Origin of the sequence: Microbacterium candidum, from assembly GCF_030315975.1 — a bacterium.
In the GTDB taxonomy this organism is placed as follows: Bacteria; Actinomycetota; Actinomycetes; order Actinomycetales; family Microbacteriaceae; genus Microbacterium; species Microbacterium candidum.
Genome location: NZ_JASXSZ010000002.1, coordinates 464466 through 482635 on the forward strand (window position 1 = coordinate 464466; position 18170 = coordinate 482635).

The window sequence follows — 18170 nt, forward strand, 5'->3', positions numbered from 1 at the left end:
GTCAGACCTCGCGCCGCACTTCCCGACCGGCGGCGAATCGGCTGAGCGCTCCTGTCGCGGCCAGTGCCCGCACGAGGAGCCAGCCGACGACGCCCGCGAGCAGCGCACCGGAGATGATCATCGTGACGAGGTAGATGAGGTTGAACTCGATCGACTTCTGGATGTTCGCGAAGACGAAGAGCTCGAGCACCCACTCGACGACCGCAGCTCCGGCACCGGCCAGCATGGCGACCGGAAGCGTGAAGCGCGCGTAGAGGAAGAGCGCGAACACGATCTCGGCGCCGAGACCCTGGGCGAGCCCGGAGAACACGGTCGAGATGCCCCACTGGTTCCCGATCAGAGCCGACAGGATCGCGGCGATCACCTCGACGGCGATGGCCGCACCGGGCTTTCGGATGACGAGGCCGCCGATGACGCCGCCGATCAGCCAGATGCCGACGGCGATGCCGCCGAGGCCGGGGGTCAGGCCGTCCATGACGGAGAACCAGGCCCCGCCGATGGTGTTCCAGCCCCAGAAGACGAGGCCGACGGCGACGCCGAGAACGGCGGTGACGACGATGTCGACGACTCTCCAGTGAAGACGACCAGGGGTCTTCGCTGCGGACGGCGACAGATGGGCAGGCGCGGACGCGTGCATGTTCTCTCCTCCCTGCGCTGGCATTACCCAGATCAGGTTCGACGGTCGAAGCCGGGTGCTTCCTCTCAGCCCTGTCGGGCTCCCGTGTGTGTGGTGGAAGTATATCTCCGGACGCGCAAGGTAGGTTTGGCGGGTGACATCCACCGACGCCGACAGCGACGCCGCCCCCTCTGCGGGCGCGGGCGCTGACGGTCGCGGTGCGCTCGACGGGATGTTCGGGCCGAGCACCGCGCCGACGTCGGTCGCGGTCCCGTCGACGAGCTCGACGCTCGCGCTGACCTGGGTGGATGACAACGCGTTCGCCGCCGGTCACAGCACGACCACCGGCTGGCTGACCAGCGAGGACCTTCTCGCGACGCGCCCGCGCAGATCGCCCGTGGCGACCCTGGTGCCGATCCTCATCGTCCTGGCGGTGATCGGCGCCTACGTCGCCGGGACCGCGCTGTGGCCTCTGGATGCCATCCGTCCTCAGCTGACGACGGACACGGTCTCCGCGGCCGCAGCGCCGGCCGCGAACCTCACCTGGCCCGCGAAGGGCAGCGGAGCGGTGGTCGTCGAGGGCTTCGGGACGCCTCTGGCCTCGACGCAGGGTCCGACGACGATCGCGAGCATCACGAAGGTCGTGACGTCGCTCATGATCCTCGACAAGCTGCCGCTGAAGCCCGGCGAGCAGGGCCCCTCTTACCCGATCACGGCAGCCGACGGCGCCCTGTACCGGACGATGCAGAAGGCCGGCGAGTCCGTCCTGAAGGTGCCGGTCGGCAGCTCGCTCACGGAGTACCAGCTGCTCCAGGGCGGCCTCATCGGCTCTGCCGGCAACTACATCACGAAGCTCGCACGGTCCCAGTGGGCGTCCGACGCGGACTTCGCCGGCGCCGCCCGGGTGTGGCTCGGCCAGCACGGTCTCACCGGGATCTCACTCGTCGGCCCGACAGGCATCAGCAAGCTCAACACCGCCGACCCGGCATCCCTCATCGCGCTCGGCAAGCTCGCGATGGCCAACCCGGTCTTCGCCGAGATCGTGGGCACGAAGCAGGTCGTCCTCCCGGGCGCCGGGCCTGTCGAGAACACCAACGAGCTGCTCCTGACCGAGCCGGGCGTCGTCGGCATCAAGACCGGCACGCTCGACACATACGACCTGCTCGCCGCGAAGGACGTCACCGTCGGATCGACGAAGGTGCGGCTGTACGCCACGGCCCTCGGCCAGCCGAACGACAAGGCCCGCACGGCGGAGACGAGCGCCCTGTTCGCTCAGCTCGAGAAGCAGCTGACGCCCTTCCCCTCGGTTCCCAAGGGGACGACGGTCGGCACCGTGACGACGAAGTGGGGCGACAGCGTGCCTGTCGTGACGACGACGGATGCGGGGGTCGTGCTGTGGAACGCGGCGACCGGCACCGTCAAGACCGACGTCGCGGTGAAGGATGCCGACACCAAGGGCGCCAAGGTGGGGACGCTGACGGTCACCGGGCCGCTCGACAAGGCGGCGACGGACGTCGTCCTCGCGGGGGACATCACGGCGCCGAGTCTCATGTGGCGCCTCACCCACCCGCTGGAGCTTCTCGGCCTCGGCTGACGGCGTCTCGCCCGGGCCCTCAGACGAAGCGAACGGCTTGCTGGAGGCGCGTCCGCACGTCGAACAGCTCGTTGCCGCCGATGTCACGCGTCCCGGTGATGCCACGGCGCAGGGCGGTCGCCAGCCCGGAGCGGCTCGTGACGGCGACGGGTACGCTCCGGATGCGGCCGAGCTCGGTGATCGCCTGCGGCACGTCGCCGTCGGGCAGCACGACGAGCGCGGCGCCGAACTTCACCCGGGCTGCGCGGGAGACGACGCGCGCCTGGCCGAGGAGCCGCGTGATCGGGGCGCCCGCGACCGCCGGGCCCACGATCTCCCCGCGGCGGAATCCGACCGGGCCGCCGAAGTCGTCGGAGGTGATGGCGTAGAGCCCGCTCGGGCCGAGCACGATGTGGTCGAGCTTGTCTTCGGGATCCGCGCTGGTCGACACGTCATGCCAGACGGTGTAGCCCATGCCGAGGTCGCCGATGATGCGTGCCGTCTCCTCCTCCGCGAGCGCATCGGCGAGCAGGCGCCGCACCTCGCGGGGCGCCGTGCGCACGAGCGCGGGATCGTACGGATCGGCGAGATCGACGCCGCGGCCCGCCCACTCGCGGATGAGGCGCAGGTAGCGCTCGCGACGCCAGCCGCCCGGCTGGCCGAAGGAGCGTGCGCGGGGGCGCGTGTCGGGCCGCTGCGCCGGGGCGCGCCATCCACTCCACTCCGCCTCCCCCGCTCCCTGAGCCTGTCGAAGGCCGAAGCCGTGCCCGCGGTCGTACGCCGCGCGGGCATCGGGGGTACCGACGAGCTCCCACGCGAGCTGCACCTGGACGAACAGCGCCGCATCCCCGCCCGTGTCCGGATGCGTCACGCGCAGCCGCAGCCGGTACGCCTTGCGCAGCGCCTCGTCGTCGGCATCCGGGGCGACGCCGAGGACCTCGTACGCCGACGCCGAGAGCGGACTGTCGAACACCTGGTCCGCCCGTCTATGCCCAGAGCGCGACGTGCGGGACGTACGCGAGCGCGTCCTGCGCCGTGCCCGCCGCGACGCCCGCGTGGGTGTCGGGCTGCCAGCGCGGCGAGCGGTCCTTGTCGACGAGCTGCGCGCGGATGCCTTCCACGAGGTCGGGCTGCGTGTTCGCGAACCACAGCACGAGGCCGTACTCCTGAGCGAGGGCGGCACGGAGATCCGGGAGCTCGCGGGCGGCGCGGACCGCGGCCAGTGTCACCGCGAGCGACGTCGGCGACAGCTCGGCGAGGGTGTCGGCGGCGATGGATGCCTCGGCCTCCGGCCGCGCGCGCAGCCGCTCGACGATCTCGGCGACGGTGTCGGCCGCGAAGGCGTCGTCGATCCACTTGCGGGCGGCTTCGAGCTTCGAGGGCTCGGCCGTCTCGTCGAAGAGCAGCACGAGCTCGGACGGCGTGCCCGGGTCGGCCCGGGTCTCCAGCGCATCGAGCAGCGCGGGCAGGTTCTCGGACGGCACGAGATGGTCGGCGAGGCCCGCGTAGATGGCGTCCGAGGCATCCATCACCGCACCGGTCAGCGCGAGGTACTCGCCGAGCCGGCCCGGCGCGTGGGCGAGCAGCCAGCTGCCGCCGACGTCCGGGGTGAGGCCGATGCGCGTCTCGGGCATGGCCAGGCGCGAACGCTCCGTCACGATGCGGATCGAGGCGTGGCCCGCGAGGCCGATGCCGCCGCCCATCGTGACGCCGTCGCCGAATGTCACGACCGGCTTCGGGTACTCCGCGATGAGGTCGTTTACGGCGTACTCGACGCGGAAGAATTCACCGGTCGCATCCGCGTGGCCGGCGAGGATCATCTCGCGCAGGCTCCGGACGTCGCCGCCTGCGCAGAACCCGCGGTCGCCCGCGCCGTCGATGAGGACGACGTCGACGGAGGGGTCGTTGCGCCACTCCTCGAGCGCCGTGCCGATGGCACGGAGCATGTCGACGTCGAGGGCGTTGATGGCGCGCGGACGGTTCAGGGTGATTCGGCCAAGTCCCGCGCGGGCGCGGACGAGGACGGTCGGTTCGTGCTCGGTCACGGTCGCAACGCTACCCTCACACGTTGAGCGGCCCTCTCACCTTGAGTCGTCGGCGCACCGCGAGCCGCCCTCTGACCGTCGGCCGCACTCACACCGTGAGTTTGAAGCCGATGTGCGAGTCGGTGAAGCCGAGACGCGCGTAGAAGCGGTGCGCGTCGGCGCGCTGCGAGTCACTTGTCAGCTGGATGAGCCTGCTGTTCGTCGCCGGCGCGGCGGTGTCGATGACCCACCGCATCATCGCGGTGCCTGTGCCTTGTGATCGCTGTGCGGTTCTCACGCGCACTGCTTCGATCAGCAGGCGTCTGCTGCCGCGACGGGCGAGCCCCGGGATGACGGTGAGCTGCAGCATCCCCCTGATCTCTTCTTCCTCGCCGCCGGCGTTCTTGCCGATGGCGAGGATGACCGTGTTGTTCGGATCTCGGGTGATCTCATCGAGACCGCGGGCATAGTCGGCCCGGTCCTCCCCCGAGGCGCGGTCCCCGCGGGCACGGCTGATCGGGTCGTCGCTCAAGAGCTCGATGATGGCGTCGAGGTCGCCTGGTTCGGCGTTGCGGAGGAGAAGGTCGGGGGCGATGGATGCGGGGAGCTCGAGCGAGGCGATCACGCGATCAGTCTCGCGGATGGCCTGCCGGCGTTGTTCCGGCGCCCGCTGAGTAGATTGGCGGCATGTCCATGGTGACGCCGGGAGTGGCCGTGGCGGATGCGGCCGGATGATGGGCGCCACCATCGGTGCACTGGTCGCAGTGTTCGTGGCGATCTTCGTCATGCTGATCGTTCGCCGCAGGCGCTGAGTTCGTATTTATCATCGAATGTCGGTGGCCATCCGTACTCTTGAATCATGTACAGATCAACGGATCTTGAGGACCCGGCGAAGGACCTCTACGAGCATGATCTGCTGTTGCCGGGCGAGCTCCCGCCGACGGCCGACGGTGAGTCGGACCTGTGGACGAGCGGTGCGGCGCACACCGCCGCGGCCGATGCGCTCGAGGGACTGTCGGTCCGCTTGAACGCGCTGCTCGCGGAGCAGTACGCGTCGATCGCCGCGATCCTCGCGGAGGCGGAGCGGTGCCCGGATCCGTGGGTCGGTCCCGATCCGACGCTCGATCCTTTGTGGGTCGATCCACGCGACCGAACCGCGGGCGACGTGCGACGCGAGCGACGCGAGGTCGCGGTGCGTGCGGCGGTCGCCGATCTCGCGGTCCGGCTTCGCCTGTCCGAGACCGCCGTGCGCACACGCGGCGCTTACGCGGCGACGTTGAAGGAGCGATGTCCGCGCGTCTGGGCTGCGTTCGGCGCCGGCTGGGTCGTCGAGCAGAACGCCGTCTTCGCCGCTCGACTGGCCGCGAGCCTGCCTGACGACGGCGACGGGTGGACCGAGTTCGACGAGCGCGTCGCGGATCCGGCGACATCGGCGTCACCCGGGCCGTTCCGCATCCGTGCACGACGCGCACGGGAGCACGCCCACCCCGAGTCGCTCGACGAGCGTCACCACCGCGCCGCGACCGACCGGCGGGTGTGGCTCGAACCCGAGTTCGACGGGATGGCGATGCTCAGCGCGCTGCTTCCCGCCGCCGAAGCGATGGCAGCGTTCGGACGCATCGACGCCGACGCCCGGCATCTCCACGACCAGCCGGGCGAGACGCGCACGCTCGCGCAGCTGCGCGCGGATGCTCTCGCCGACCTGCTGACGGGAGGAGTGATGGATACCGTGCAGCCTGCTCCCCGCGCGACGGTCGCCGTGACGATTCCGGTGATGACGCTGCTCGGCCAGTCGGAAGAGCCCGCCACACTCGACGGATACGGACCGATCGACATCGAGACGGCGAAGCACCTGGCGGGAGAGGCGTCGAGCTGGGTGCGCATCCTCACCCACCCCGTCACCGGGACTGTGCTCGACGTCGATCGCACCACCTATCGAGTGCCGAAGGCGCTGCGGCGCTGGCTCGGGGTACGAGACCCCGTGTGCATCTTCCCCGGCTGTGTTCGAACGGCGCGAGAGTGCCAGATCGACCACCGGCTGGATTGGCAGTACGGCGGGAAGACAGCGAGCACGAACCTCGCCCCGCTGTGCGAGCCGCATCACGTCGTGAAGACCAGGAGCGAATGGAGACTGCATCGAGATCCGGACACCGCGACCACGTGGTGGATGAGTCCGACGGGTCAGATCGTGGATACCGAACCGCCGCCGTGGTAGACCGGTGCACGGGCATGCGCGCATCCGTGTGAATCGGCGCGCGAAGGCTCGGATCTTGTCAACGCCTGCGGCTCACCCCATTTGAGCGTTCCCTATACGAACGGGGCTTTTCCGGCAGGATAGTGAGAACGCCCGCGATACGGAGAGGTGCCGCATGCCCGAAGGACAGGTGCTGGAGTTCTCCCGTCTCACGAAACAGTTCGGAGCAGTGCACGCGGTCTCGGATCTCACCGCCCGGGTGCAGCCAGGAGCCGTCACCGGATTCCTCGGTCCGAACGGAGCCGGAAAGACCACCACCCTGCGGATGCTGCTCGGCCTCGTCCGCTCCACCTCCGGGACCGCGACGATCGGCGGCGCGCCGTACGCGAAGCTGACCCGGCCCCTGCAGACCGTGGGCGCCGTGCTCGAGGCATCCAGCTTCCACCCCGGCCGCACGGGCGCGAATCATCTGAAGGTGTACGCGCAGGCGGCGGGGATCGCGACGTCTCGCATCGACGAGACCCTCGGACTGGTGGGTCTCGCGGATGCCGCGGGCCGCAAGGTCGGCGGCTACTCGCTCGGGATGCGCCAGCGCCTCGGCCTCGCCTACGCGCTGCTCGGCGACCCGGGAGTGCTGGTGCTGGACGAACCGGCGAACGGACTCGACCCGGAGGGGATCAAGTGGCTGCGCGGCTTCCTGCAGCAGCTCGCCCGCGAGGGCCGCACCGTTCTGGTGTCCTCGCACCTCCTGACCGAGATCCAGCAGACGGCGGACGCCGTGCTCATCCTCGCGAACGGCCGCCGCGTGTTCAGCGGCGCCATCTCCGACCTCGTCGACCCGTCGGAGCAGGTGACGATCGTGGACTCGACGGACCGTGCCGCGCTCGTCGGCGCACTGCGCGCGGCGGGCATCGAGTCGGAGGTGCTCCGCTCGGGTGTCAACGTCCGCGGTGCCGAGCCCGTCGATGTCGGCAGGGCGGCGGCGGCAGCAGGCGTCGCCCTCACTGCGCTGCAGCGACGCGGCCCCGCACTCGAGGAGGTGTTCCTCGAGCTCGTCAGCGGCGTGCGCGTGCACCCGAGCGCGAACCCCGACTTCGACGGGCGGTCCGATGCGGGCGCCGCGCTCGCGCTGGGGGTCGCAGGCGCTGCGGCGGCGGCACCGGGTGTCATGCCGGGCGAAGATCGCCGCACGGATGAAGAGGCAGCCGCCGGGGCTGCGGGTGCTGTCACTGCGGGTGCTGTCATCCCCGCAACGGCCGATGACTCGACTGCACCGGCCGGCGCTGCCGCCGTCACGTCGACGGGCGATGCGTCCGCTGCATCCGCGGGGGACGGCAGGACTTCAGAGAAAGCCGAGAGCGCCGATGAGGGCGGTGCAGACGCAGACGGTGCCGATGAAGGCGGTGCCGACGCAGGCGGAGCCGACGCAGGCAGTGCCGACGCAGGCGGCGCCGATGAAGGCGGAGCCGACGCAGACGGAGCCGACGCAGACGGTGCCGACGCAGGCAGTGCCGACGCAGGCAGTGCCGACTCACGCGGAGCCGACGCCGCCCCGGCGGCGGTCGCTGCGACAGCGGTCGCTGCGGCAGCGGCGGGACACGGGGCGGGACCGGGCACAACGCCCGGACCGGATCGCGCGACTTCGTCGGATGCCACAGCTTCCGTGGCCGGGAAGAATGCGGCTGGCGCGGCGCTCGCCGGCGCGGGCGCGGTCGCCGCAGGTGCATTGATCGCGGGCGTCGCCGCGCATTCTGACGACACTGAGCGCGACGACGATGCCGAACTCGGACAGGACGGGAGTGCCGGTGATGACGCCGGGCCTGGCGGACACGCGGGCACCGACGAAGACGAACCGGCCGACGGATCCGCCGTCGCCGGCGAGGGGAAAGCGACCGACGAGGACGGAGGCGCCGACGAACGCACCGCGACCGACGAGGACGCAAACACCAGCAACGGCACGGCGTCCGACGACGGTGCGGTGATCGACGGAGGCCTCGCGACGGCGGAGGCAGCGGATGTGGACGATGTCCGGAATACCGCTGCGAGTGATGCCGATTCGGACACGAATCGCGCGGCCGAGGGCGGCGCGGCATCCGAGAAGAATCTCGCTGCCGACAGCGACGCCGAGACCGGGACAGACCGCACAGCCGACGGCGACGCCGACTCGGGCACCGATCAGGACGACCCCGACGGCACCGACTCGACCACCGACCAGGGAGCGGGCGACACCGACTCTGTGACGGATCAAGCAGCCCGGGGCACGTCCTCGGCGGACGACCTCGCCGAGGACACACATGCCGCCGCGGACGCTGGAGCAGCGGCGACCTCGGTCGACGCGGATGCTGCGGGGATCGGGCCTGGCACGGCGGAGGATTCGGGCCAGGCGTCCACCGAGAACGCCGACGACGACCCCGACGCGGATGGCCGCGCTGAGCCCGAGGCCCACTCCGGATCAGCAGTTGCTGCATCCGTTGAGGAGCCTGCCGCGGTCACCGGTGTCACGGCACTCGCTGCGCTCGGGCTCCACAATGACCGCGCGTCGGCGGATGGCCGGCAATCACTCGCTTCCGATCCGGCGTCGTCCGACGACGGGGCTACGGACGACCCGCTGTCGTGGATCACGGCGGCGGAGAACGACGCAGCCGCCCGCCGCGCAGCGGCCGTCGCGAACGCCGCTAAGAAGACGGACGAGCCCGAGGCTCCGCGGCCCGCATACTCCGTCGCGACGACGGGGATCATCGATGTCGTTCCGCTCGCCGCGACCGCCGATGCGGACGAAGAGACCGACATCGACGTCGACGACACCGACGAGGTCGCCTATGAGGACGACATCGACTCGATGTACGTGACGAACTCGGCCCATGCCGGCGAAGGCGAGAAGACCGACTCGGATGTCGCAGCCGACGCGTTCTTCCGCGCGTTCGACACGTCGACAGGTGCCGCGGCAAAAGACCAGGCCGCCGAGCCCGCCCGGACCGACGACACGGGAGAACCCTCGTCGGATACGAGTGAGGGGCCAGAACCGGCGGGCAGCGACGTGGACGGCCCGGACGGCCCCGACGAGGACCCATCGGAGCCAGATGAGCGTGAGGATGCTGAACCCGCATCCGGCGAGCCCTCCGTGACCGACGAGTCGGACGGGTCGGACGGGTCGGACGAATCGAGCAGTCCCGACCAGCCGGAAAGCGACCATCCGGAAGACGCGCAGCCGGAAGACGCGCAGCCGGAAGACGCGCAGCCGGGCGGCGAACAGCCCGAAGGCGACCTACCCGAAGACGCGCAGCCCGAAGACGAGCAGCCCCGCAAGGGTGACCACGAGGAAGGTGACGAGCGATGAGCCTGGTCGCAGCGAGCCGCTCCGAGGTCACGAAGCAGTTCTCCACCGCGATGTGGTGGGTGCTCGCGATCGTCCTGGTCGTCTACGTCGGCATGACCGCGACGGGCCTCGGCGTCGTTTTCGCGGCATCCTCGGCAGGGAAGCTCACGGGAACCAACGCGCCGAAGCTCCCGGCGGAGACGATCGTGCCGGTTCTCTATGCACTCGCCTCGTCTATCGGGTACGTTTTCCCGCTGCTCATCGGCACGCTGATGGTGACGACGGAGTTCCGCCACAAGACGCTGACCCCGACCTTCCTCGCGACGCCGCGACGCGGGCGCGTCCTCGCGGCGAAGGTCGTCGTCGGGATCGTGCTCGGAGTCCTGTACGCGATGTTCGCCCTCATCTCCACCGTCGGACCCGCCGCCGGCGTGCTCGCCGGATTCGGCATCGACACACAGCTCGGCGAGACCAGCACGTGGGCGCTGCTCGGCCGCATAGTCCTGGCCTTCGTCGTGTGGACGCTCATCGGCATCGGCGTCGGCACGCTGGTGCGCAACCAGGTCGCCGCGATCGTCATCGTGCTCGCCTTCACCCAGTTCATCGAGCCGATCGCGCGCGCGGCATCCGCTTTCGTCTCCGGGATGTCGGACATCACCCGGTTCCTCCCCGGCGCCGCGAGCGACGCGCTCGTCGGGTCGAGCGTCTTCACGACGTTCTCGACCGGCGGCTCGAGCGCAGCGGCCGGCCATCCGCTCGAGTGGTGGGCCGGCGGACTCGTCCTGCTCGGCTACGCCGTCGTGTTCCTGGTGCTCGGCTACCTCACGAGCTGGCGACGCGACGTCAGCTGACGTCTGACCCCGGCCGATACCGTCGCGGCTATTCGGCGACGAGTTCGGCCACGTCGGCCAGTTCGTCGCCGACGCTGTCGAGGCGCAGCGCCTGCACGAGCGCGACCCCGTGACGGGTCGTCAGCACGAGACGCTGGAACTCGTCGTGGCCCTCGAGGTCGATGACGACGCTCGGCTTCCGGCCCCGCAGCATCACGAAGTCGCGGCCTCCCGCCGACTTCCACGAGCCGGCGGCGACGGTGACGGGGAAGTTCGTGCCCGGGTCGGGAACTCCGCGCAGCCACGTCCACGCATCATCCGTCAGCTGTACCTTCGCGATCGCGGACCGCTCGACGGTGACGTCGCGGCGGCGGAACGAGAGCGCCCGCTCCGTCCGTGAGAGCACGACTCGGAGCTGCGCGGAATCGAGCAGCAGCGTGACCATTCCCCCAGTCTGCCAGCGCACCCCGATGCCGAACCTCGTGTTTGCTCACAGACCGGCAACGATCCGGTTGTCGGTGAGCACATATCCGGCGGCGTCAGGACGGTCCGTCGCGGCGCGGCCCACGGTGCCCGACCCCCGCGACCGCAGATGCGCGTCCCGCCCTTCAGGAGCGAACCGGCATACGGCCGCCGCGAACCGCGCATCCTTCTCCGGCCCGGGCGCGCACCGGGCGGTGCAAGACTGGAACAGTGACTCTCGACAGCGCCACCGTCAGGGCCATCCGCGACGCCCCCGCCCCGTCCGAGGACGCCCGCGAGCTGCCCGAAAGCACCGGGATCGACTCGACACGGATCGATCCCGCACACATCGATGCAGCCCTCGACCGCACCGCCTCGGGCGGTCGCGTCGAGGTCGACGACGCGGAAGCGCTGCTCCACGCGCGCGGCGCGCAACTGGAGCAGTTGCTCGGCCTGGCATCCGCGCTGCGGGATGCGGGGCTCGCCGCCTCCGGCCGCGCGGGCGTCATCACCTACTCGCGCAAGGTCTTCATCCCGCTGACGACCCTCTGCCGCGACCGCTGCCACTACTGCATCTTCGTCGACACCCCCGGCCAGCTCCTGAAGCTCCACAAGCCGGTGTACATGACGCCTGAGCAGGTCCTGTCGGTCGCGCGCCAGGGCGCGGCGCTCGGCTGCAAGGAGGCGCTCCTCACGCTCGGCGACCGCCCCGAGGAGCGGTGGCCTGCAGCCCGCCAGTGGCTCGACGACCACGGCTACGCGTCGACCCTCGACTACGTCGCTGCGATGGCACGCCTCGTGACCGCGGAGACGGGACTCCTCGCCCACGCGAACCCCGGCGTCATGTCGTACGACGAGCTCGTCGCCATGCGCCCGGTGGCGCCGTCGATGGGGATGATGCTCGAGACGAGCTCGCGGCGCCTGTTCGAGGAGCCCGGCCAGGTGCACTACGGGTCGCCCGACAAGGATCCGGCGGTCCGCCTGCGGGTGATCGAGGATGCGGGTCGCGCACGAGTGCCGTTCACGACCGGCATCCTGGTGGGCATCGGCGAGACGGTGCGCGACCGGGCGGAGTCGCTCGTCGCGATCCGCGCGGCGCACGAGCGCCACGCCTCCGCAGGTCTCGGCCACGTGCAGGAGGTGATCGTCCAGAACTTCCGCGCGAAGGACCACACGGCCATGCGCGGGGCGGCGGATGCGGAGACCCTCGAGTATGTCGCCGCCGTCGCCGTCGCCCGGCTCGTCATGGGACCGGACATGCGGATCCAGGTGCCGCCGAATCTGTCCGACGTCACGGAGCTCGATCTCCTCGTGCGAGCCGGCGCCGACGACTGGGGCGGGGTCTCGCCGCTCACCGCCGACCACGTCAACCCGGAACGTCCCTGGCCGCACCTCGACGACCTCGCCGCGCGCACCGCGGACCTCGGCTTCGAGCTGCGCGAACGCCTCACCGCCCAGCCGCCGTACGTCGTCGATGCCGAGGAGTGGATCGATGCGGGGCTGCGGCCCGCGGTGCTGCGGCTTGCGGGGGTCGATGGATTGGCCGCTCGGCGCTTCACAGAATCCACCCGCAACTCGACGGACGACCCCTCGACAAGCTCGGGGGCCGGGAGTCATCCGAACTCGAACGCCAACCGGTCGCCGAGCCTGTCGAGGCGTCGCACCCACGACGGACAGGTGGAAGACCCCTCGACGAGCTTGGGGGTCGTGAACGCGCGACCAGTCGGGCAGCTCATCGAGCGGGCGGCGGCGTCCCCCGCATCCCTCGACGACGACGAGTGGGTGCGCCTCCTCGAAGCGACGGGCGACGACCTCGACCTCCTCACCGCGACCGCGGACGACGTGCGTCGCTACACGATCGGCGAGGCGGTCACCCTCGTCGTCAACCGCAACCTCACCTCCTCCGGATTCCGGAGCACCCCCAGCACCGAAGACGACACGGACCCGCAGACGTTCACGCTCTACGACGTCGCCGCGATCGCGGTGGATGCCGCGGACCTCGGCGCCACCGAGCTGTGTGTCCAGGGCCGGCTGCCGGCATCCGAAGACCCGTCCGCCTATCTCGAGATCGTCCGTACGGCGAAGCGCGCCGTACCGAGCCTTCACCTGCACGCCTACCGCCCGCAGGACGTATGGGATCTCGCCGACCGCGGCGGATACGGCCTCGAGGCCGCGCTGAGCGCGATGAAGGACGCCGGCGTCGACACCGTCCCCGGCACCGGCGTCAAGATCCTGAGCGAGCGGGTGCGCGCACTCGTCGCCCCCGGCGACCTTGAGATCGACCGCTGGATCGAGGGCATCACGGCGGCGCACCGCGCGGGCTTCCACTCCACGAGCGTGCTGTTCTACGGCCACGTCGAGACCGCGCGCGAGCGGATCGCGCACCTCCGGGAGCTCATCCGCATCCAGCGCGCCTCGACGAGCTCGGCGACCGGAGGCGGCTCGGCGACCGGAGGCGGTTTCACCGAGTTCGTTCCGATCCCCCTGCCCGGGCCGCAGGGCGGCATCCCCCTCGTCCCCGGGCGCGCGGACGTCGACGAGCACCGTGCCGTGGTCGCGGTCTCGCGCCTGATGCTCTCCGGATCGATCCCGCACATCCAGATCCCCTGGACGCGGCTGGGCCTTCCGACCGCGGGCGTCCTGCTGCAATCGGGCGGCGACGACCTCGGCGGCGTACTCCTCGACGGGCGCGTGAAGCCGGCGGCGGGCATCGAGCAGGGCCTCGAACTGCCGGTGGCGGATGCGGCGGCCCTCGCCGCACGCATGTTCCGGCCGTTCCGGCTGCGCACGACCGACTACCAGGTCGCGACATGACGCACCACGAGGTCGTGGTCGTCGGGGCGGGCTTCGCGGGGCTCGCCGCGACGATGGCCCTGCGCGACGCCGGCATCGACGACGTGCTGGTCGTCGAGCGTGCGGCATCCCTCGGCGGCACGTGGCGGGACAACACGTATCCGGGGGTCGCGTGCGACATCCCGAGCCACCTCTACGGCTTCGCCGCGCACCCCAACCCGGACTGGTCCGGCGTGTACGCGAACGGCGCGGAGATCCGCGCGTACCTGGAGCGTGTCGCCGCGGACGAGCGCATCGCACCACGGCTGAACACGCCCCTCACGTCCGCGAGCTGGGACGACGATCGGTGGCGCATCGACCTCGGCGGGCGGCATCCCGAGACCGTCACCGCGGACGCTCTCGTCCTCGCGTGCGGGCGGCTGACCGAGCCTCGCATCCCGTCCGTCCCCGGTCTCGCCCGATTCCCCGGCCCGGTGTTCCACTCGTCCCGGTGGCGGCACGATGTCGACCTCCAGGGCACCCGCATCGCGGTCGTCGGCACGGGGGCGTCCGCCGTGCAGCTCGTCCCCGAGCTCTCCCGCACGGCGCACGTGACGCTCTTCCAGCGGACTCCGGCATGGATCGTCCCGCGCGGAGCGCGCGCGTACAGCGAAGCCGAGCGCATGCGGTTCCGCGAGCGTCCGGACGAGCTCGCCGCCCTCCGCGCCGAGCTGTACGACGAGGGCGAGGAGCGATTCGCTTCGCGATCGGGGGATGCCGCGGCATCCGCCCTGGCCCGCGAAGTCGCGCTCGCCCACCTGTACGACCAGCTCGACGACCCGGCCCTGCGAGAGCTGCTGACTCCGGACTACGCCTTCGGCTGCAAGCGGGTGCTGCTGAGCGACGACTTCTACCCCGCGATCGCGTCCGGAGCCGTGACGCTCGAGGCATCCGCGCTGGCCACCGTCGAGGGGAGCACGGTCGTCTCCGCGGATGGCGCGCGTCACGAGGTCGATGCCATCGTCTTCGCGACCGGGTTCGCCTCCACGCAGCAGCCGTATGCCGAGCTCGTGACCGGCGAGCGGGGCACGCTCGCCGAGCACTGGGCGGGCGGGATGACGTCCTTCGCCTCGACCGTCGTGAGCGGCTTCCCGAACCTCTTCGTCCTCGACGGCCCGAACGCCTCGCTCGGGCACAACTCGTCCGTCCTCATGATCGAGGAGCAGGCCGCCTACGCCGCGCGCACGCTCGCCGGCCGCTTCGAGGACGACCGCGACGGCGTGCTGCGCGTCGCGCCGGAGGCGGAGAGCGCGTACACCGCAGAGATCGACCGGGCCGCGGCATCCACCCCCTGGATCACCGGAGGATGCCGCAACTGGTACGTCGACGCGCGGTCCGGGCGCCTCACCCTGCTGTGGCCGGGCACCGTGGGCGCCTTCCGCGAGCGTCTCGCGCGGGCCGACGGCTCCGAGTTCGAGCCCTCTCGACGGTTCACCCGAGAGCGCGAGGTCGCGTGATGTGGACCATCGTCATCCCGGTCAAGCACACCGACCACGGCAAGTCGCGCCTCGCGGTGCCGGGGCTGCGGCGCACCGAGCTCGCCCGCGCGATCGCGCTCGACACGATCGCAGCGGCGGTGGATGCGGCGCGCGTCGTCGTCGTGACGTCGGATCACACGGTCGCGCGCGAAGCGCAGGTACTGGGGGCGACGATCGCGGCGGATGCCGGCGGCGGCATCGATGCGGCGATCGCGGCAGTCATGCCGGCGACCGGATTCCGTGCGGCTCTGCTCGGCGACCTGCCGGCCCTCCGCTCGGAGGATCTGACAGATGCGCTGCGGGATGCCGCATCCCGGCCCCGCGCGGTCGTCCCGGATGCCGAGGGCACGGGCTCGACGCTCGTGACCGCGACCCCGGGCCAGCCGTGGGCGTCGGCCTTCGGCCACGACTCGTTCGCCCGCCACGTCGCGCTCGGGTGCGTGCCACTCGCGGTGGCCTCGACGTCGAGCCTGCGCCGCGACGTCGACACGCTCGCCCAGCTCGAGGCCGCCGCGTCTCTGGGACTCGGGCCGCGTACGGCGGCCGTGTTCGCCACCCGGATGCTGACTGCATCTGCCTGACCCGCCCGCCGGTTCCACTGAAGGAGACACGATGACCCTCACCCTCGGCTACAAGGCCTCCGCCGAGCAGTTCGGCCCCCGCGAGCTCGTCGAGATCGCCGTCGGCGCGGAGCGCCACGGATTCGAATCGGTGTTCGTCAGCGACCACTTCCAGCCGTGGCGGCACACCGGCGGGCACGCACCGTTCTCCCTCTCGTGGATGGCGGCGGTCGGTGAGCGGACCTCGACGATCCGCATCGGCACGAGCGTGCTCACCCCGACGTTCCGGTACAACCCGGCCGTCATCGCGCACGCGTTCGCGACGATGGGATGCCTCTACCCCGATCGTGTGATCCTCGGCATCGGCACGGGCGAGGCGCTGAACGAGGTCGCGACCGGCTTCCGCGGCGCGGGCGACCAGGACTGGCCCGAGTTCAAGGAGCGCTTCGCGCGCTTGCGTGAAGCCGTCCGCCTCATGCGGGCGCTGTGGGCGGGCGACCGGGTGACGTTCGAGGGCGAGTACTACTCGACCCACGACGCCTCGATCTACGACCGTCCCGAGGGCGGCATCCCGATCTACATCGCGGCCGGCGGCCCCGTGGTCGCGAAGTACGCGGGCCGCGCGGGCGATGGGTTCATCTGCACGTCGGGCAAGGGCCCCGAGCTCTATGTCGACCAGCTCATCCCCGCGGTCGCGGAGGGTGCCGAGGCGGCCGGCAAGGACCCTGCATCCATCGACCGCATGATCGAGATCAAGCTCTCCTACGAGCACACGCTCGATGCCGCGCTCGACAACACGCGCTTCTGGTCGCCGTTGTCGCTCTCCAAGGAGCAGAAGCACGACATCACCGACCCCGTCGAGATGGAGCAGGCCGCGGACGCGCTGCCGATCGAGCAGATCGCGAAGCGCTGGATCGTCGGCACCGACCCGGACGAGGTGGTGGCGCAGATCGGCCAGTACATCGACTGGGGCTTCAACCACCTCGTCTTCCACGCGCCCGGTCAGGACCAGGAGCGCTTCCAGACCCTCTTCGAGAACGAGCTCGCCCCGCGCCTGCGGGCGCGGTGACCGTGACCGTCCGTGCACCGCGCGCCGCCGACATCCCGGCCCTCGCGCGGGCACGTGCAGGCGTGGCAGGAGGCGTATCGCGGGCTCTTCTCCGACGCCATCCTCGACGACCCGACCTTCATTCCGCGCCGCGAGCGCTTCTGGGCGAACGTGCTCGCGGACGACTCGGGCCGCACGCGCGCCGCGCTCGCCGAGATCGACGGCGAAGTGGTGGGGCTCGCGCTGTCCGGACCTTCGGAGACGGCGGATGCGGAGCGCCAGCTGTACAACCTGTACCTCCTCGCCGCGCACTACGGGAGCGGTGCCGGTGCAGCCTTGCTGAATGCCGTCGTCGACCCCGACGAGGACGTCATCCTGTGGGTCGCCGACCCCAACCCGCGCGCGCAGGCGTTCTACCGCAAACAGGGCTTCGCGCCCGACGGACCCGTCAAGATCGAGCACGACGTCCGCGAGATCCGGATGCGCCGCACCTGATCAGCGTTGCAGTGTGGAGATCATCTCCTGCAGCGTCTCGATCTTGGATTCGAGCGACTTGATGTGGGCGACCGTGACCGCCTGCTGCTCGGCGTCCTGCACCGCGATCTTCTCGATGATCCACGCCGCGAAGGTCGCCGTGACGATACCGAGGAGGGCGATGCCGCAGACCATGAGGGCGGCCGCGATGATGCGGCCCTGCGGGGTGATCGGCACCTCGTCGCCGTAGCCGACGGTCGTCACGGTGACGACCGCCCACCACAGCGCGTCGCCGAGGGTCTTGATGGTCGAGCCCGCTGCGGGCCGCTCCGCATCCAGCACCGCCAGCGCCGCGACGAACACCAGGAGCGACGCGGCGCTCGTCACGTAGAGGGCGATGCGACCGCGGATGGCGACGCCCGCCGTGCGATCGAGTACCCGCAGCAGCGTCACGAACCGCAGCGCGCGCAGCGGACGCATCATCGGCAGCACGACGACCGCGAGATCGAACAGATGCGAGCGGAACCATCTCCCGCGCGGTTTCGCGAGATACAGGTTCATGCCGTAGTCGACGAGGAACAACGCCCACGTCAGCGCCTGGATCAACTCGGCGGGCACGGCGGCCGGCCCCGACAGGTCCGCGATCACCTCCCACGCGTATGCCGCGAGGAAGATGAGGGCCGCCGCCACGAGCGGCCATTCCATGACTTTCTGCCAGCGCTGCTGATCCATGGCGTGATCGTACGACCGCGGCAGCGCTCTC

General features: G+C 70.9%; 15 protein-coding genes and 1 riboswitch. Of the genes, 9 read left to right on the plus strand and 6 right to left on the minus strand.

The features are described 5' to 3' along the window. Position 1 precedes the first annotated feature (1 nt). A complete protein-coding gene (locus tag QSV35_RS08565) occupies positions 2-637 on the minus strand; it encodes an ECF transporter S component (protein WP_286288252.1) in 636 nt (211 codons plus the stop codon). Continuing rightward, positions 629-733: riboswitch (TPP riboswitch) on the minus strand. (Overlaps the previous gene by 9 nt.) 37 nt (positions 734-770) lie before the next feature. Here QSV35_RS08565 and QSV35_RS08570 point away from each other — a divergent pair. Further along, complete coding sequence (locus QSV35_RS08570) at positions 771-2210, plus strand: D-alanyl-D-alanine carboxypeptidase family protein (RefSeq protein WP_286288253.1); 1440 nt, start codon at positions 771-773, stop codon at positions 2208-2210. A 19-nt stretch (positions 2211-2229) separates the two neighbouring features. On the opposite strand, the gene QSV35_RS08575 is transcribed toward QSV35_RS08570, so the two are convergent. The 3 genes from QSV35_RS08575 to QSV35_RS08585 form a co-directional block, all read right to left on the minus strand. Beyond that, positions 2230-3162, minus strand: coding sequence for a J domain-containing protein (locus tag QSV35_RS08575; RefSeq protein WP_286288254.1), 933 nt, complete (start codon positions 3160-3162; stop codon positions 2230-2232). Positions 3163-3175: 13 nt separating this feature from the next. Further along, entirely contained in the window at positions 3176-4234 is a 1059-nt protein-coding gene (locus QSV35_RS08580) for an enoyl-CoA hydratase/isomerase family protein (RefSeq protein WP_286288255.1), read from the minus strand. Positions 4235-4322: 88 nt separating this feature from the next. Then, a complete protein-coding gene (locus QSV35_RS08585; protein ID WP_286288256.1) occupies positions 4323-4838 on the minus strand; it encodes a GNAT family N-acetyltransferase in 516 nt (171 codons plus the stop codon). Between the two features lie 234 nt (positions 4839-5072). Between QSV35_RS08585 and QSV35_RS08590 the strand changes: the two genes are divergently transcribed. The 3 genes from QSV35_RS08590 (at position 5073) to QSV35_RS08600 (ending at position 10574) form a co-directional block, all read left to right on the plus strand. Further along, entirely contained in the window at positions 5073-6428 is a 1356-nt protein-coding gene (locus tag QSV35_RS08590; RefSeq protein WP_286288257.1) for an HNH endonuclease signature motif containing protein, read from the plus strand. A gap of 154 nt (positions 6429-6582) precedes the next feature. Next, on the plus strand, positions 6583-9744 hold the full coding sequence (locus QSV35_RS08595; RefSeq protein ID WP_286288258.1) for an ATP-binding cassette domain-containing protein: 3162 nt from the start codon (positions 6583-6585) through the stop codon (positions 9742-9744). After that, positions 9741-10574 (plus strand): ABC-2 transporter permease, encoded by an 834-nt coding sequence (locus QSV35_RS08600; RefSeq protein ID WP_286288260.1) that lies wholly within the window; start codon positions 9741-9743, stop codon positions 10572-10574. The genes QSV35_RS08595 and QSV35_RS08600 overlap by 4 nt, the downstream gene beginning before the upstream one ends. A 28-nt stretch (positions 10575-10602) precedes the next feature. Here the strand turns inward: QSV35_RS08600 and QSV35_RS08605 are convergent, their stop codons facing one another. After that, positions 10603-10998, minus strand: a complete 396-nt coding sequence (locus QSV35_RS08605) for a hypothetical protein (RefSeq protein WP_286288261.1) — start codon at positions 10996-10998, stop codon at positions 10603-10605. A gap of 335 nt (positions 10999-11333) precedes the next feature. On the opposite strand from QSV35_RS08605, the gene cofG reads away from it, so the two are divergent. Genes cofG through QSV35_RS08630 form a run of 5 tightly spaced genes read left to right on the plus strand, consistent with a single transcriptional unit; the run spans position 11334 to position 17428 of the window. Beyond that, positions 11334-13829, plus strand: coding sequence for a 7,8-didemethyl-8-hydroxy-5-deazariboflavin synthase CofG (gene cofG, locus QSV35_RS08610; RefSeq protein WP_419956829.1), 2496 nt, complete (start codon positions 11334-11336; stop codon positions 13827-13829). After that, positions 13826-15304, plus strand: a complete 1479-nt coding sequence (locus QSV35_RS08615; protein ID WP_286288263.1) for a flavin-containing monooxygenase — start codon at positions 13826-13828, stop codon at positions 15302-15304. The genes cofG and QSV35_RS08615 overlap by 4 nt, the downstream gene beginning before the upstream one ends. Next, the gene (cofC, locus tag QSV35_RS08620; protein WP_286288265.1) at positions 15304-15906 is read left to right on the plus strand and encodes a 2-phospho-L-lactate guanylyltransferase; all 603 of its coding nucleotides are present in this window, start codon (positions 15304-15306) and stop codon (positions 15904-15906) included. The genes QSV35_RS08615 and cofC overlap by 1 nt, the downstream gene beginning before the upstream one ends. A gap of 31 nt (positions 15907-15937) precedes the next feature. Continuing rightward, complete coding sequence (gene fgd / locus QSV35_RS08625; RefSeq protein ID WP_286288266.1) at positions 15938-16954, plus strand: glucose-6-phosphate dehydrogenase (coenzyme-F420); 1017 nt, start codon at positions 15938-15940, stop codon at positions 16952-16954. Between the two features lie 12 nt (positions 16955-16966). Beyond that, a complete protein-coding gene (locus tag QSV35_RS08630) occupies positions 16967-17428 on the plus strand; it encodes a GNAT family N-acetyltransferase (protein WP_286288268.1) in 462 nt (153 codons plus the stop codon). On the opposite strand, the gene QSV35_RS08635 is transcribed toward QSV35_RS08630, so the two are convergent. After that, the gene (locus QSV35_RS08635) at positions 17429-18139 is read right to left on the minus strand and encodes an ion channel (RefSeq protein ID WP_286288269.1); all 711 of its coding nucleotides are present in this window, start codon (positions 18137-18139) and stop codon (positions 17429-17431) included. Positions 18140-18170 lie beyond the last annotated feature (31 nt).